Annotated in this window: 13 protein-coding genes; 7 read left to right on the forward strand and 6 right to left on the reverse strand. The window is 63.0% G+C overall.

Annotated features, from left to right (window positions below):
• Positions 1-45: 45 nt before the first annotated feature.
• Positions 46-936: a universal stress protein gene (locus ACVWY6_RS23325; protein ID WP_457541345.1), complete on the reverse strand. Its 891-nt coding sequence runs from the start codon at positions 934-936 to the stop codon at positions 46-48.
• 185 nt (positions 937-1,121) lie between these two features.
• On the opposite strand from ACVWY6_RS23325, the gene ACVWY6_RS23330 reads away from it, so the two are divergent.
• The 3 genes from ACVWY6_RS23330 to ACVWY6_RS23340 all read left to right on the forward strand — a co-directional run bounded on the left by ACVWY6_RS23330 (position 1,122) and on the right by ACVWY6_RS23340 (position 3,795).
• Positions 1,122-2,012 (forward strand): universal stress protein, encoded by an 891-nt coding sequence (locus ACVWY6_RS23330; RefSeq protein WP_457541347.1) that lies wholly within the window; start codon positions 1,122-1,124, stop codon positions 2,010-2,012.
• An 85-nt stretch (positions 2,013-2,097) separates the two neighbouring features.
• Entirely contained in the window at positions 2,098-2,748 is a 651-nt protein-coding gene (locus ACVWY6_RS23335) for a response regulator (protein WP_457541349.1), read from the forward strand.
• Between the two features lie 66 nt (positions 2,749-2,814).
• Complete coding sequence (locus tag ACVWY6_RS23340; protein ID WP_457541351.1) at positions 2,815-3,795, forward strand: Acg family FMN-binding oxidoreductase; 981 nt, start codon at positions 2,815-2,817, stop codon at positions 3,793-3,795.
• A 106-nt stretch (positions 3,796-3,901) separates the two neighbouring features.
• Here ACVWY6_RS23340 and ACVWY6_RS23345 read toward each other — a convergent pair whose 3' ends face one another.
• Together ACVWY6_RS23345 and ACVWY6_RS23350 are read right to left on the reverse strand one after the other, a co-directional pair.
• Positions 3,902-4,795: a universal stress protein gene (locus ACVWY6_RS23345; RefSeq protein WP_457541353.1), complete on the reverse strand. Its 894-nt coding sequence runs from the start codon at positions 4,793-4,795 to the stop codon at positions 3,902-3,904.
• A 126-nt stretch (positions 4,796-4,921) separates the two neighbouring features.
• Positions 4,922-6,637, reverse strand: a complete 1,716-nt coding sequence (locus ACVWY6_RS23350) for a GAF domain-containing sensor histidine kinase (RefSeq protein WP_457541355.1) — start codon at positions 6,635-6,637, stop codon at positions 4,922-4,924.
• A 230-nt stretch (positions 6,638-6,867) separates the two neighbouring features.
• On the opposite strand from ACVWY6_RS23350, the gene ACVWY6_RS23355 reads away from it, so the two are divergent.
• Entirely contained in the window at positions 6,868-7,746 is an 879-nt protein-coding gene (locus ACVWY6_RS23355) for a universal stress protein (protein WP_457541357.1), read from the forward strand.
• Between the two features lie 103 nt (positions 7,747-7,849).
• Here the strand turns inward: ACVWY6_RS23355 and ACVWY6_RS23360 are convergent, their stop codons facing one another.
• Entirely contained in the window at positions 7,850-9,322 is a 1,473-nt protein-coding gene (locus tag ACVWY6_RS23360) for a bifunctional aminoglycoside phosphotransferase/ATP-binding protein (RefSeq protein ID WP_457541359.1), read from the reverse strand.
• Positions 9,319-10,092, reverse strand: coding sequence for an SDR family NAD(P)-dependent oxidoreductase (locus tag ACVWY6_RS23365; protein ID WP_457541361.1), 774 nt, complete (start codon positions 10,090-10,092; stop codon positions 9,319-9,321). Before ACVWY6_RS23365 ends, ACVWY6_RS23360 begins: the two co-directional genes overlap by 4 nt.
• A gap of 226 nt (positions 10,093-10,318) precedes the next feature.
• On the opposite strand from ACVWY6_RS23365, the gene ACVWY6_RS23370 reads away from it, so the two are divergent.
• The gene (locus tag ACVWY6_RS23370; RefSeq protein ID WP_457541363.1) at positions 10,319-11,302 is read left to right on the forward strand and encodes an Acg family FMN-binding oxidoreductase; all 984 of its coding nucleotides are present in this window, start codon (positions 10,319-10,321) and stop codon (positions 11,300-11,302) included.
• A gap of 17 nt (positions 11,303-11,319) precedes the next feature.
• Positions 11,320-12,243 carry a 1-phosphofructokinase family hexose kinase gene (locus ACVWY6_RS23375; protein ID WP_457541365.1) on the forward strand — a complete coding sequence of 308 codons (924 nt, stop codon included), beginning with the start codon at positions 11,320-11,322 and terminating at the stop codon, positions 12,241-12,243.
• Between the two features lie 120 nt (positions 12,244-12,363).
• Here the strand turns inward: ACVWY6_RS23375 and ppsA are convergent, their stop codons facing one another.
• Entirely contained in the window at positions 12,364-14,670 is a 2,307-nt protein-coding gene (ppsA, locus tag ACVWY6_RS23380) for a phosphoenolpyruvate synthase (RefSeq protein ID WP_457541367.1), read from the reverse strand.
• A gap of 215 nt (positions 14,671-14,885) precedes the next feature.
• On the opposite strand from ppsA, the gene ACVWY6_RS23385 reads away from it, so the two are divergent.
• The gene (locus ACVWY6_RS23385; protein ID WP_457541369.1) at positions 14,886-15,812 is read left to right on the forward strand and encodes a universal stress protein; all 927 of its coding nucleotides are present in this window, start codon (positions 14,886-14,888) and stop codon (positions 15,810-15,812) included.
• Positions 15,813-15,847 lie beyond the last annotated feature (35 nt).

Consider the following 15,847-nt stretch of genomic DNA (forward strand, 5'->3'; position numbering starts at 1 on the left):
ACCTTGCCCGCCCTGAACGTCGATCGGTGGGGGGCCTCGTTCCGATCAACGCGCTGTGGGAACGATCATCACCGGTACCTGCACGGTGTGCAGGACTGCCTGGCTGGTCGAGCCGATCAGAATGGACGGAAAGCCGCCTCGCCCGCGGCTACCCATGACCACCAGCTGGGAGGTGTCGGCTTCGTGGACCAGTTGCCGAACAGGTCGGTCGCGTACCACCCGAGGCCGGATCTGAACGTTCGGGAATCGCTCTTGCCAGCTCGACAGCATCTGCGCCAACGCCATCTCATCGAGAATTTCCGGTGGGAACAGGCTCTTTGCCAATCCTTCGGGGAACGCCCGGTCGGCGTCCACGTCGACCAGCGCGTGCACCGCCACCAACTCGACGCCCCGCAGGGCTGCCTCACACAGCGCTTGCTCCAACGCCGGCTCACTGTTTGTGGTGCCATCGACACCGACAACCACCGGAGCCGTTCGCCCGAGCGAAATGTGCGCCGGCGGTTTGACAACCGTCACCGGGCATCGGGCGTGCGTTGCGACCGCCGTGCTCACTGATCCGATCAGCCCACCGGTGAATTCGCCCAGGCCGCGGGATCCGACCACCAGCATCGCTGCGGTCTGGCCAAGACGTACCAGGACGTCGGCCGCCGGGCCCCGTTCGATAAGCGTGGAGACCTGAAGCTGTGTCTCCGCCGCCCATTCTCGGGCCACCTTCTCCGCCTCGGTGAGTATCCCCTCCGCGTGATGCCTCTCGATTGCCGAACTGTCGCTCCGCAGATTGACGGCATCGGAGAACGATGGGGTCCGTGCATGAAGCGCGGTGACGATGGTCAGCGGCAAAGAGCGCAGCGCAGCGTCCTTCGCAGCCCACCTCACGGCGTCGAGCGCCTTCGACGATCCGTCGATCCCCACGATCACCGGCAGAACACTCGACATGGCAGCACCTTTCGACAGCGGCATGTGGCAACCGCACCAATGAACTCTTCCCAGTCTTGCCGGGTGCGTCCGCGGTCCCAAGTGCCTTTGGGCACCCAGGCAGATGCCCAGGGGCCCTATGAACATTCGCCCGCAGAGGAGAGAGTCGTGATCAACACGGACAACTCGAGCGCAAAGGACTCATGATGGACAAGCAACCGGTGGTGGTAGGGGTCGATGGATCGAAGGAGTCGCTCGACGCGGTGCGATGGGCGGCACGCGAAGCCATTCTGCGCTCGAGCTCGCTGAAGATGTTGTGCTGCGTCGATGATGACCTGATCACCCTCAGCGACTACCCGATTCCAGATCGGTACTTCAACCTTCTTCGCGAGCGCGCTCACAAGGACCTCGCCGAGGCAAGTTCGCTGGCATTGGCGGAGGTTCTCAAGGCAGGCGCTGACATCGCGATCGACACGAAGATGCTTCTGTGCGAACCGCGTGTCGGATTGCGCAGGGTTTCTGAGAACGCGCAGCTGCTCGTCCTCGGTGCCCATGGTGAAACACACAGCGTCCCAGGCCTACTCGGGTCGGTCGCATCCGCGATGTCGGCGCACGCCGAGTGCCCGGTAGCGGTGATACCTGCGCGGTCCGGCGCCATGCCAGAAACGTTGCCCAACACTGTGGTGGTTGGGGTGGACGGGTCGGCGGCCAGCCGGCGAGCTGTGCAGATGGCGTTCGAAGAGGCAGACCTGCGAGGCGCCAAGCTGGTGGCCATTCACGCCTGGAACTTCAGCAAGGTGCACTCGGTGTTCGCCACGGACCATGCCAAACTGTCGTGGACCGAAGCGCGAACTGCAGAGGAAGCCGTGCTGGCCGAAAGCCTGGCCGGTTATCGCGAGCAGTATCCGGACCTCGAGGTGTCGCTGCAGGTGTTCAACAGTGATCCTGTCGGTGCGCTTCGTGATGCTGCATCCAATGCCTGCCTGCTCGTGGTGGGCTCGCGAGGCCGCAGCGACTTCACTGCCAGGTTGCTCGGCTCGACCAGTCGGGCTGTGCTGCACTCGGCGACGAGTCCTGTACTCATCGCCCGCCCGTGATAAGCATGCCGTAGTACTGCCGCAGGTGGTTGCCAGTCCCTAGACTGGGTCGGGCCGTGCTCGGTGCGTTATCTGAGGAGGTCACGTGATTTCAGTGTTCCTGGTCGACGACCACGAAATCGTCCGCCGCGGGCTGATCGAACTCATCGACTCCGACCCTGAACTCACTGTCATCGGTGAGGCCGGCACCTGTGCGCAAGCTCTGGCCCGAATACCGGCCCTGCGACCCGATGTGGCCGTCCTCGATGTGCGCTTGCCTGACGGCAATGGCATCGAGCTGTGCCGGGAGGTGCTCACCAAACTCGACGGCCTGCGGTGTCTGATGCTCACCTCGTTCACCGAGGACCAGGCCATGCTCGACGCTATCCTTGCCGGCGCAAGCGGATACGTCGTCAAGGACATCACCGGTATGGAGTTGACGAAGGCGATCAGAGAGGTCGGCGCAGGTAAGTCGCTGCTCGACAATCGTGCCGCGGCTGCTCTGATGGACCGACTACGGACCCGGCAGAACACGCCGGGGCCGCTCGACGGATTGACCGAGCAGGAACAGACTCTGCTAGCACTTCTCGGGGAGGGTCTGACCAACCGGCAGATTGCCGCGCGCATGCACCTGGCCGAAAAAACGGTCAAGAACTACGTCTCGAGATTGCTGGCGAAATTGGGTATGGAACGCCGCACACAGGCAGCTGTGTACGCTACCAAGCTCGACAAGCCCGGCGACCAGCCCAAGAGGTGATCGGCGGCGGCCCTCTCCCCCTCTTCCGGTGACCTAAGACCCCGGACGGCAACCAAGGACCACAACGTGACTCAGCAGCCCGATGCCGACACACTCCGCACGATCATCGAACTGGCCTGCCGCGCCCCCTCTGTCCACAACAGCCAGCCGTGGCTCTGGACTCTGAACGGAACCGAACTCCGACTGAATGCCGATGCCCGCCACGCAGTGCCCGTCGCGGACCCCCACGGTCGACAGATGGTCCTCAGCCTCGGCGCAGTCCTGCACCATCTCGAGGCCGCAAGTGCCGCTTCTGGTTTCCGTACCTCGATAAGCAGGCTGCCCAATCCCAACCGCCCAGACCACGTGGCGACCATCGAGTTCGGTGGTCGCCGGCCGCCGCTTCCCGCCTTCGGCGAGCGCGGAGCTGCCATCAAACGAAGATTCACCGACAGATTGCCTATGCGGGCACCCGCCGAACCCACCTTGCAGTCCGTTCTCGACGGTGTCACACCCACGATCGACGCTCAGCTGTCGCTTCTTCCGGAGACCAGTCGCCAGGAAGTGGCGAGAACCTCCAAAGCCATTGCGGCCGAACGGCGCTATGACTACGCCTACCACACCGAATTGGATTGGTGGACGTCAGACCGCGACGGTCGAGACAGCAACGAAGGCGTGCCCACACCTACCCTGCTCACGGCGTCCGAGGCGGAACGTGTGCCAGTGGCCCGGGACTTCTCACCCGCTGCCACAGGTCAGCCCCGGCGAGCGGACATCTCGGCTGACGAGGCGGCAATAGTTGTGTTATCCAGTCCCACCGGTGGTCGACACGACCTGCTCCGATGCGGAGAGGCGTTGTCCGTGTTGCTTCTCGAAGCGACAGTGGCCGGTCTGAGCACCTGCATCGTCTCCCATATGACAGAGTCGCCCGCCGGCACAGCCACGATCAGCCGGTTGATCGACGGGGTCGGACAGCCTCAGGTACTCGTCCGCATAGGCATACGAGAAGGGCCGACGCCGAAGTTGACGCCCAGGCGGCCGGTCGACGACGTTTTCGACATCATCTAGCTCCCACTGTTCGCTCTAAATGCTCTCTCACGTCTCCGTCGACAACGAAGGTGGTCCGCGCTCATTTTCGCGGACCACCTTCATCGTTCGATATTCAAACTGCGGGTCAATGGACCACCAGCACCGAGCAACAAGAATGGTGGAGAAGATTCTGACTGACCGAGCCAAGGAGAGTTCCACTGACAGCACCGCGGCCGCGTGAACCGACGACCACTACACCGGCCGATGCCGACAGATCAGCCAGACCGTGCGCCGGGGAGGCATCCCCGTAGATCAGGCGGACCTCGACATCGGGGAACTTGTCGCGCACTCCGGCGACGTGATCATGCAGCCAGGCGTTTCCGTTGTCGCGAAGTTGCTCCCAATCGATCAACGCGCCGGTGTACCCGACACCGACCAGTGCCGAGACCTGCCAGAAGTGTGCGATCACCAACCGGGCACCGGTGAGGTGGGCGTGCTCGAACGCCGCGAGGAGGGCCTTGTCCGCGTGCTCGGACCCATCGATTCCCACCACGACGTCAGTGTGCATGTCCACTGCGGCGTCCGCGGATGGGCGCCATGCGAGCACGGGGCTCTGTGCAGCATTGGTGATCGGGATGACCTGGCTTCCCAGCAGCAGATCTCGGACCGGCCCCGAACGTCGCGAACCGATCACAACGAGCTGCGCATCGGACGATCGTTTTCGGATGAAGTCGACGATCTCGTCTTCGCTGATGGTGGCGGTGGTTCGTACAGTGGATGCTGCCTTGCTCGTGGCCTCCTGGGCCTCGTCGAGATATCGGGCACCGACCTCGCGCAGCTGATCAAGCAGCGCGCGTTCACTGATCAGCGCAGCTTCCCCCAACGCCATGTACCAGTCGTTACCCGGCAGGGCGAACACCAGTTCTACGGGCGCATTGACCTTTTCGGCATATTCTGCGGCCCAGCGCGCGGCGCCGAGCGCCGATTGCGATCCGTCGATCCCCACGATCACCGGCGCCGTTGTGCTCTCAATCGTCATCGAAGTCTTCCTCTCCAAGGTGGATGTTCGCAGTCAACGCGAGATCGACCTGGTTCCACAGCTGGCTTTGAGCATGACTTTCAAGGACTTTCGTCACCCCAGGAGATAATGTGCGGAATCTCCTCCCTACGGCAGAGGCACGCGCCACCTGAGCGTGAGACCCGAACCGCTGTCGGGCGTCGACAACACCATGTCGCCACCGAGCCGCTCAGCACGATCCCGCAGGTTCGCCAGTCCGCTGGGCGTGATGTCGCCGGCCATCCCTGTACCGTCGTCGGTCACTTCGACCGTGAGGTTGTTGTCCACTGAGATCGTTACAATGATCGTCTCGGCCGCGGCGTATCGGACAGCGTTGCTCACCCCCTCCCGGACGACGGCCACGACGTGATCTGCCAGTCCGGGTTCGACCACCGACAACGGTCCGGACATCCGCATATAGGTCTTGAGTGCCGCATCGCCGACCTGCTGATCGACCGCCTCATGGACCCGTTGCCGTAGCCGGGTCGTCTCCTGCCCGTCGCTTTGCAGGTCGAAGATGGTGGTACGGATTTCCTGCACGATGTCTTGCAGGTTGTTGATCGTCTCGGTGAGGCGCCTGCGCACGTCGGGGGATTGAGTGCGCTGTAGCGTCCCCTGCAGGTTCATTCCGGCCGCGAAAATCCTCTGGATGACATGGTCGTGCAGGTCTCTGGCAATGCGGTCACGATCGGCGAGCACTTCGAGCTCACGTGTGCGTTGAATCGCCGCCGCCATCGACAACGCGAGCGCCGCTTGATCGGCGAAATTCGCGACCAACGCGAGCATGTCTTCGCTGAACGGTCGTTGGTCAGTCCTTCGAAGTACCACCAGCACGCCGTTGAACGAATCACCCGTGCTCATCGGGGCGACCATCGCGGGTCCGCGCGTACCGACATCATCCGGGGCCAGGTCGTACTCGAGCTTCTCGCGAAGGAAGGGCGTCAGCCTCGAGAATGCTGCACCGGAAGTGGACCCCTCCACAGGTATGGTGCATCCCAGCAACTCAGTGGCAAACTCACCCTCTGCAATAGTGACAACCAGCTCGTCCACCGAGTCATGCGGTTGCTCGGGATCGTTGGGCCGAGCGATGAAAGCAACGTCGCCGTCGGTGAGGTTGAGTGCTTTGCGCGCAATCATCTCGAGGACGGCGTCGATATCCGCGCCTGCCAGTAGCTCAGTCCGGATGTCGCGGGTGGCCTCGATCCACGCAAGCCGGGACTGTGATTCCTCATACAAGCGGGCGTTGTCGATGGCGATGGCGGCCGCCGAGGCGAGCGCCTGAATGACCACCTCGTCGTCTTCGGTGAAGCGGCCCCCGCCGTTCTTTTCGGTGAGGTAGATGTTCCCGAAGATCTCGTTGCGCACCCTGATGGGTGCGCCGAGGAATGTGGTCATGGGCGGGTGGTGAGACGGGAAGCCCACCGAGTCGGGATGCTCGGACAGATCATCGAGACGAACCAGCTTCGGCTGATCGATCAGCAGTCCCAAGACACCTTGGCCTGTAGGTAGGGGCCCAATCTTGGCACGTGTCTCTGCGTCGATCCCGTGGTGAATGAACGCTGCCAGATCGTGGCCTCTGCCCCGCACCCCCAGTGCCCCGTATCTGGCGTCGACCAGTTTCACCGCCGAGGTCACGATGGAACGCAATGTGGCTTCCAGATCGAGGTCGGCCGTGACGACGAGCATCGCCTCGATCAGCCCGTCGGTTTGCTCGCGCGCAGCGGCTATCTGTCCGATCCGGTCCCGCACTTCCTGCAGCAGCTCATTCAGCCGCAACTGAGATAACGCTCCCTGCGGTTGCTCGGATGCTAATGACGGTTTCATGGTATTCCCCGGCGAGCTTATGTCTCATGACGGACACACGTCCGTGTCCAATGTCGATGGCCTCGCTACCCATAGTGCGCCTGAAGTCGGTACAGGGGGAAGTCCTCAACCCACTATGTGCACCAAGCATGCGATTACTTAGGTCCCGACGCTTGGTGGTTTTAGACAGGTTTGCGAACAGCAATTTCTGGGTTGAATGGGCGTACAAGCCAACGATCAAGGAGAACCCGATGTCTACTTCTGCCCCCACGGTCGTCGGTGTGGATGGTTCGTCGACGGCGCTGGATGCAGTGCGCTGGGCCGCTCACGACGCCGTACTGCACCATTCGGAGCTGATGCTGGTCTCGTCAATCTGTCCACCGGCCAATGCCATGTTGCCCACCAGCTATTACGAGGCGCTGCAGTCCGACGCCGAGCGAGCGTTGACCGAGGCCAAAGCGCTGGCACTGCAAGCTGTCGACGACAGTGCCGGCCTGCACGTATCGACATCTGTGGTGTCGCAGCCACCTATCCCTGCTCTGCTGGAGTTGTCGAGAACAGCCCGGATGGTGGTGACCGGCAGCCGGGGCCTGGGCAGGATCAACCGGGCCCTCCTCGGTTCGGTGGCTTCAGCGCTTGCCTCTCATAGTCACTCACCCCTGACCGTGGTCCGTGAATGGGCCGCGAGCGATCAAGCCGGTCGAAAGACGATTGTGGTCGGCACCGACGGGTCCTCGGCCAGTCAGGCCGCGCTGGAGATGGCGTTCGAGCAGGCGGCCGCGCGAGGGGTGGGCCTGACCGCGGTACACGCATGGTCTGACGGTGACTTCGCGCTTGTGCACGCCAATCAGGGGCTCGAGCCCTGGGCTTGGCCGACTGTTCGCGAGGAGGCCGAGGGTGTGCTGGAGCGCAGTATCGGCGACCTTCGCCAGAAGTACCCGCACGTGCAGGTTCGGGCCGTCGCGGTTCGGGATCGACCGGTGCAAGCACTCCTCGATCACGCTCAGGCGGCGCAGATGGTCGTGGTCGGCTCACATGGGCGGGGTGGTTTCGCCGGGATGCTTCTGGGTTCGACGAGCCGCAAAGTGCTCCATTCGGCGCTGTGCCCGGTGATGATCGTCCCGAAGTAGACCAACAGACGAGTCAGGTCCGCGATGTCGATCAGTCATCACGGACCTGAGCGTTTGAAGGGGGTGTGAACGGCCGGCGCCTGAGGGCACGTGTCGCCAACACTTACGGCGCGAGCACGGGGATCGTGGCAGCGGCCCAAATCCTGGCAGCCTCGTTCACGCTGTCGCGCAGCACTTTCGACGTGTCGATATGTGCCACTCCCTGCCATGATCTGTCATCTACGACGTCTTCTGCCATCGAGTGTGCGATCGCAGGCGTGGCATCGGACGGGCTGTGAAGCCGGCCGGCGATCCGCTGATCGGCTGTCTCCTTGTCCACCACGCAGCGCATCTCCACGAGTACTGAACTGGTGTCGGCGGCAACGGTTGCGGCGAACCGGCGTTCTTCAGGGTCAGTCCACGATCCGTCCAACACCACCGAACGGCCCATGAGTAGATGGGTCTTAGCTTGTTCGAACATCGATCCGTACACAATGGCTTTGTTGGCCGGTGAGTAGAGACCCTCTCCATACTTTCCCGGCGCCCCCGCGATGACTCCGGCCCCCACCAGCTCTCTGCGCACAATGTCACTCGACAGTATGACCGCGTCCACTGATCTCGCCAATGCGGTTGCGACAGTGGTCTTTCCCGTTCCTGGAAGCCCGCCGACAATCGCCAGACGCACTTGTCCAGAGAGCAGGTGCTCGCGTGCCAGCCTGAGGTGCAGGTGAGCGTCGTCGTGGGCGGTGGGGACGCCTTGGTTTGCTCGGATCATGTCGACTTTTGCACGAACCACTGCGCGGTAGGCGATGTAGTGATCTATCAGGGATGTCGGCGCGTCGTCGTTGCCGGCTTGGCGGTACGCCGTCAGGAACTCATCAGCCAAGGCGCGATGCCCGTGGAACTCGATGTCCATGGCCAGGAAGGCTGCGTCGTCGATGCCATCGACATACCGCAGGCGGTCATCGAAGTCCAGGCAGTCGAGTACTCGCGGCCCGTCGGGAAGACAGAAGATGTCGTCGGTCAGCAAGTCACCGTGGCCGTCGACGATGCGGCGAGTTCTGATGCGGTCCGCCAGGAGCACCCCGCGGCCGCGCAGGTAGTGGTCGCACAGCAGCCCGACCTGATTTGCCAGCGCGACGTCGTCAGGATTCGGGCACAGGTCGCCGAGTTCGGCGATGTTCTGTTGCCACCGGTTGAGCACAGCCGATGGTGTCGCGTCCTGGTCGATGACATCACTCCGCTGCGCTGTCTGGTGAAATCGAGCGATCATGCGCGCGAGTTGATTGATCACTTTTGCTGCGGTGGTGTCGTCGAGTCGCCGCGAAAGCTTGGTGTCTTCTGGCATCCGGCGCATCACGACGACGGGTTCAGGATCGCGTTCGGGCGACGTCAGGTGTCCCAGACCGAGGTACGCGTCGGGAGCGAGACGCCTGTTGAGGGCTATTTCGCGGATGCACGCAGCGTCGCGCTGTGCAGTCGAGCTGAAGTCAAGAAACGGTGTTTTGACCGGCTTTTTGGTCTTGTAGGCACGATCGCCGTACAAGAACACCACTCCTGAGTGGGTTTCGCGCACTTCGGCGAACGGCACATTCATCGGGCGGCGATCTCGCGGTCACGGATGTGGTCGGTGACCACAGGGCCAGTTCCTGTCACGGCCCCGCCGTCGACAACAAACTCAGACCCGGTGGAGTAGGTGGCCTCGGTGATCACAAAACGAATCATGACCGCCACCTCTGACGGCTCACCGAATCGGGGTATGGGCTGCCCGGCAGCGGTCGCCTCGTCGAGTCCAGCGGTCATGGGAGTGGTGATCGGACCAGGATGGATAGATACGACTCGGACCCCGCCGTCGCTGAGATCGAGCGCCGCGGACTTTGTGAGGCCGCGAAGTCCCCATTTACTGGCAACATAGCCCGCGATGCCCTGATAACCCATCAATCCCGCCGTCGAGGACACGTTGACGACGACGCCCGCGCCGGAGTCGCGCAACTGGCCGGCCGCACAGCGGATACCCAGAAAAGGGCCGACGAGGTTTACTTCGATGAGGTGCCGAAATGTCTCTGGCTCAATGTCTTCCACCCCGCCGAACGCAAGGATCCCGGCGTTGTTCACCAGGGCACTGAGCGGGCCGAACCTGCGTTGGCTTCGGGTCAGCACTGAGTTCCAGTTGGCTTCATCGGTCACGTCGAGGTGCTCATAAACAGCAGAGTCGCCCAGCGAGGCTGCTACAGCAGCACCCTCATCATCGAGAACGTCGGCCACCACAACGTTCATGCCCGCAGCACTGAGTTCGCGCACAGCGGCTTCACCGATGCCTCGCGCTCCGCCCGTGACCAGGACTGTTCTACCGCTGTACACACTCATCGCTTCCCCTCAATCAGCTGTGTTTGACCGCTTAGATCAGCATCGGACGGGAATGGGAACAATCGCGACGGCCAATGGTCACCTCTGCGCGGCCGTTCGGCACTTCTAAGCGGGCGGGCGGTGCCAAGTGCCCCCAACCGGGGTCTTTCGCCCCTAACGACCCGCCGGTCCAAGTGGCACAGTCTGGAGACTATCGAGCGATGGGAGTCGACCTATGAACCACACGATGCCGGATAGAACAACGCTGGAATCCGCTGCGGCGTTGGCCCTACGTGCGCCCTCGGTGCACAATTCGCAACCCTGGCGGTGGCGGGTGAGCTCCGAGGGCATCCATCTCTACGCCGATCCGCAGCTTCACCTGGTTCACACCGATCCGGACGCCCGTGACCTCTACCTGAGTTGCGGAATTACCCTGCACCACATGCGAATAGCTCTTGCAGCGCTCGGCTGGCGAGCGGTGGTGCGACGCTTCCCCACCGTCGAGGACCCGTACCACATCGCTGCCGTTGAGATGCATCCTCAGTTCGTCGCAGAAGACGACATCGCCCTCGCGGCCGCAATCCCGCGACGGCGTTCTGACCGGCGTTGGTACAGCTCCTGGCCAGTCCCTGACCGCTACCTGTCGATGCTCAACAAGCGCGCGGCGGTCGAAGGTGTGGTGCTCGATCGCGCCCACATGTCCACCTACTTTCGACGCGCTGCGGCGATGGCCGCCGACCACCACGCCGCGGACCCGGCCTACCAAGCCGAGCTGGCGATCTGGAGCGGCGGGTATCGCGTCCACGACGGCGTCCCATCCAGTAACGCACCCGCCCAGACGACTCCCCCATCACCGGCGTTGCGCGAGTTCACTTCGCCCGCTCTGTCTCAATCAGCACGAGCAGACTCTGAGGAAGACGCCGGCATCCTCCTTATCGTCGGTACACCTGGAGATGATCGCGCCTCGCAGCTTCGCGCCGGCGAAGCAGCAAGCGGGGTCCTCCTCGAGGCCACCGCGCTGGGTCTGTCGACGTGCCCCTTCTCAGAGCCACTCGAGATCGCTGAAACCCGTACCGTCATCCAAGAGCATGTCGCCACCAACGACTGCTACCCCCAGCTCATCCTGCGGATCGGGTGGGCGCCGGCAAATGCCGATCCGCTCCCGCCGACGCCGAGAAAGCCATTGTCGTCGGTGTTGGTCGGGCTCGATGCCGCGCAGTCGGCCCGCTGACGCAAGCGACCGCACCGATGGCGCCGATCCTCACCCTTACCCTCAACCCCGCTCTGGACATCCACACGTCAGTTCCCGAACTGATACCAACCGACAAAATGCGTTGCAGTACAGCGCGCTACGACCCCGGCGGCGGCGGGGTCAACGTGGCGCGGGCCGTCGTCGCGTTGGGTGGGACCGCAGAGGCCGTCATCACTTCAGGCAGCTATTCTGGCGCTCACATCCGAACAATGCTCGGCAAAGACGGAATCGCCGTCCACGCTGTCACCATCGCCAACCCCACACGCGAGAGCTTTACCGTCACCGAGGAATGGACAGGCCAGCAGTACAGATTTGTCCTGCCTGGGCCCCACCTCACGAGTGGCGAGGAGAAGCGTTGTCTGCAGGCGGTTACCCGATGCGCTTCCGGCGCCGACTACCTCGTAGTCAGCGGCAGTGTCCCTCCAGGTTGCTCGGACAGCATCTTCGCAGGTTTGGCACGGATCGCGGAGAAACACGCCTGCCGACTCATCGTCGATACCGCTGGTCCTACCCTCAAGCTGGTCAGCGGCGCCTACTTGATCAAGCCCAGCCTCCGCGAGTTACGAGAATGCGTCGGGAACAGTCTGATCGACAGAGCTTCCCAGGTCGCTGCAGCACGGGATCTCATTGACGCCGGAGTCAGCGAGATCGTCGTGATCTCCTATGGCAGCAATGGAGCCATGGTCGTCACCGTCGAGGAGGCGACGGACGTAGCCAGCATTCATGTGCCTGAGGGAAGTGGGGTCGGCGCAGGTGACAACATGGTCGCGGCCATCACGTACGCGTTGGACCAGGGGTGGTCGCTCATTGATGCGGTTCGATTCGGGACAGCCGCCGGCGCAGCCACACTCCTGACGCCGGGAACTCAGCCGTGCCGGCGAGTGGACGTCGACCGGTTGTATCAGCAGTCGCCGAGGTAGGCACCAATAGCCGATATTGTCTGCAGAGCAGGCCGTAAAGCTCTGGCCCTCAGCACTGCTCGCCCAAGGGTGAAGCCGGTGCGCGATGTGAGACGCCCGTGGTGTGCTGCTCGAGCAGTGTCATTGCCGGCGTGCAGCGTCGAGCATCAAACGACGTTCGGCTCGTGCAACGTGCCGGTGGGTGGCGTCGACAGCGTCGGGGTTGACCGAGATGGACGTGATTCCCATGCGTACCAGTCGTTCTGCGAACTCGGGGTGTGTTGACGGCGCTTGCCCGCACAGCGACGAGGTGATCCCGTGCTTGCGCGCTGTAGCGACTATGTGTTCGATCGCGTCGAGAACGGCGGGGTCGCTCTCATCGAAGAGTTCAGCGCAGGTCTCGGAATCGCGGTCGACTCCCAGCATGAGTTGAGTCAGGTCATTGCTGCCGATGGACACCCCGTCGATTCCTGCGCCCACGTACTCGGGGAGCCAGTAGACCACCGACGGCACCTCGGCCATCACCCACCGATGCATATCCCGGTGATCACCTAATTCGCTCGAATCGACAAGCTGCAGACAGCGTTCCAGTTCCCACTTGGTTCGGACGAACGGGATCATCAAATGCACGTTGGGATGAGTTTCTCGAGTTTTCGCGAGTGCTGCCAGCTCTAACCGGAACACGTCCGGGTTCTGCGTATATCGGTAACACCCGCGGTAGCCGATCATCGGATTGTGCTCGATCGGTTCGTACTCATCGCCGCCGGCCAAACCGCGGAACTCATTGGTACGAAAATCAGTGGCCCGATAGATGACCGGCCGCGATCCGAACGGTGCGGCGATTCGGCTGAGGGCGTCCGCCATTGCGTCGACGAACACGTCCTGATCACCGTCGGCGATCACGGCACGGGGGTGCTTTCCGCCGAGTGCGTTCGTCAGCATGAACTCTGCTCGAAGCAGCCCGACACCGTCCACGTTCTGCGCTGCAACAGCTTCAGCGACCTCGGGCGAGGTGAGGTTGACGTAGATCTTGGTCGCGGTCACTTCCGACATGACCGCTGCCCCGCGTGCGGGCCCTCGAGGATTCGTCGCAACGGATGCGATTGCTGTCCGCGGTTGCCCGGCAGACACTTCCCCGGTCTGCCCGTTCACGGTGACGATCACACCGTCGGTCAGGTCCGTGGTCGCCGAGTGCGCGCCCACCACACACGGAACCCCGACCTCACGGGCAACGATCGCCGCGTGGCAGGTGACGCCGCCGCTGTCGGTGACCAATGCCGCGGCCCGCCGAATGGTGGGCAGCCAATCCGGGTTGGTCATAGGTGCCACCAGGACCTCTCCGTCGCGGAGTAGCCGCCCATCATGCGGATCGGTCAAGATCCGAACTGCCCCGCTGACAATGCCAGGTGCGGCCGGTAGACCCCGCACCAACACAGACTGAGTGCCGCTTTCAGCGCGGCCGCTCGTCGCGACGGTGGATCGCTCGTTCCCGAGGGTGGTGATCGGCCGCGACTGCACAATCCAGATGGATCCGTGGTGATCGATGGCCCATTCCATGTCCTGTGGCCGGCCATAGTGCTTCTCGGCTCGAAGCGCCAGTTCAGCAATCCGCGCGATCGTCGGATTGTCGAGCACCTTCTGATGTCGGACGCCCGCGCTGAGCGGCACCCGCTGGTCGTGTCCGTCGAGCCCCTGGGTGATCTGGAAATCCTGTTGGCCGATTCTGGCGTTGATGACGGTGAGGTCGTTTTTCGACACCAGGTAGGTATCAGGTTCCACTGCACCGGACACAACCACCTCGCCCTGACCTCGAGCCGCCTCAATCACCAGGCGGTCCCGGTCCCCGGTGGTCGGATCGGCGGTGAAAACGATCCCCGCCCTGGCCGGCACGATCATCTTCTGAACCACGACTGCCATCACGGGTGCATCCGAAAGCCCCTGATTCGCACGATAAGTGAGCACCCGAGGAGTAAACAACGACGCCCAGCAATCCCTTACGGCCTCGAGCAACTCGGTTTCAGAGCCGATGTTGGTGAAGGATGCATTCATCCCTGCAAACGAAGCGTCGTTGCCGTCTTCGCCGACTGCCGACGACCGGACGGCGACGTTGAGATCATCACCGTTACCGAGGCGTTGGTAGGCAACACTGAGCGCGAGACAGACCTCTCGGTCAATCCCGGCCTTGGTCACGAGTTCGGTCAGCCTGCGGCACAATCGGGTCAGCTCGCCATCATCGTTCACCGCGGCGAGCGCCGCATTGTGGGTCGCCGTCATCTCACTCAGTATCCCCGCCTCCCGCATGGTGTGAGTGAAAGCCGATGCCAGCAGCACGAAGCCGTCTGGAACCGGCAGGCCGGCACGGGTGAGCTCGCCGAGGTTGGCGCCCTTACCGCCGGCCTCGTCGGCGTTGATCAACAACAAATCGGCGAAAGACTTCACAAACGTCATGGCCCCCACCCTTGTCCGTCTATGAAGGCGCTTCCAGTGCCCAATGTTGCTTCATCAATGGCACTTCGATGCTTCGCGAGGGACCTTGGTCCCACGGGACAAGCCGGACACGCATTCGGCGGGCATGGGACCTATTCCCGGCGAGGAGGTGACCACCGACTCTAAAGGTAAACGGGAACGCCATCGCAAGATGTGTACCGGAGTTAGGAGAACAAATGCCCACACGCCGCCCGATCATTGTTGGTGTCTCCACCGCATCCAGCGATCCCGCCGCCACTGAATGGGCGGCGAGCGAAGCAGCTCTACGTTCTCGAGCCCTGCACATCGTTGCTGTGGCCGACGACCTCGACTCCATTGCCGGTGCCTCACCGCAAGCAGCCGACTACTGTCACGACATCGAGCGCGCGGCACAGACTGTCCTCACCGAGGCGAGGGTCGTCGCGCGGCAGGCCGCCCATCGCGTCGGTGTTCCAGACCTGGCGATCGGTACCCGCTTGCTCAAAGGGTCTGTCCGCGACCAGCTGATAAGACAATCCATCGACGCCGACATGATCGTTGTCGGGATCGACCCCGCTACCGGCCGCGGGGCCGATGTCGTCGCCTCCGCCCTGGCGACCCATGCCCACTGTCCTGTCGCACTGGTCCCGTCAGGCTGGAAGCCGGCCGCAGGGCGACACATCGTTGTCGGGCTCGACGGATCAGCGCCCAGTGCTGAGGCGGCGGCCCTGGCGTTCGATGAAGCCGACCTTCGCCACGTACCGCTGGTGGCCGCGCATTCGTGGCTCGATACTGGTGGCCGTTCCGCCTACGTGGCTGCCAGCCCCAACGTCATCGACGGCCGTGATGCCGAAAGCACCCTCCTCGCAGAGCAACTGGCTGGTTGGTGTCGGGACTACCCTGATGTGTCGACCACCCTGCACACCATGCACGCAGACCCCGTCGACCTACTCACCCGACTGGGGACACAGGCAGAACTCCTGATTGTCGGAAGCCGTGGCCTCGGCGGATTTTCCGGCATGTTGTTGGGCTCCACCAGCCAAAGGCTCCTGCCCAAGCCGCCCTGTCCATTGATTGTCGTCCGAAGCCCACACCTCAGCAGTGGGCGGATCTTCCATCGTCTTGCCCGCAGCGTCGCCCGCTAATCCCGCCACACCCAACCCAATCACGTCACACCATT

This window comes from Williamsia sp. R60, from assembly GCF_054063855.1.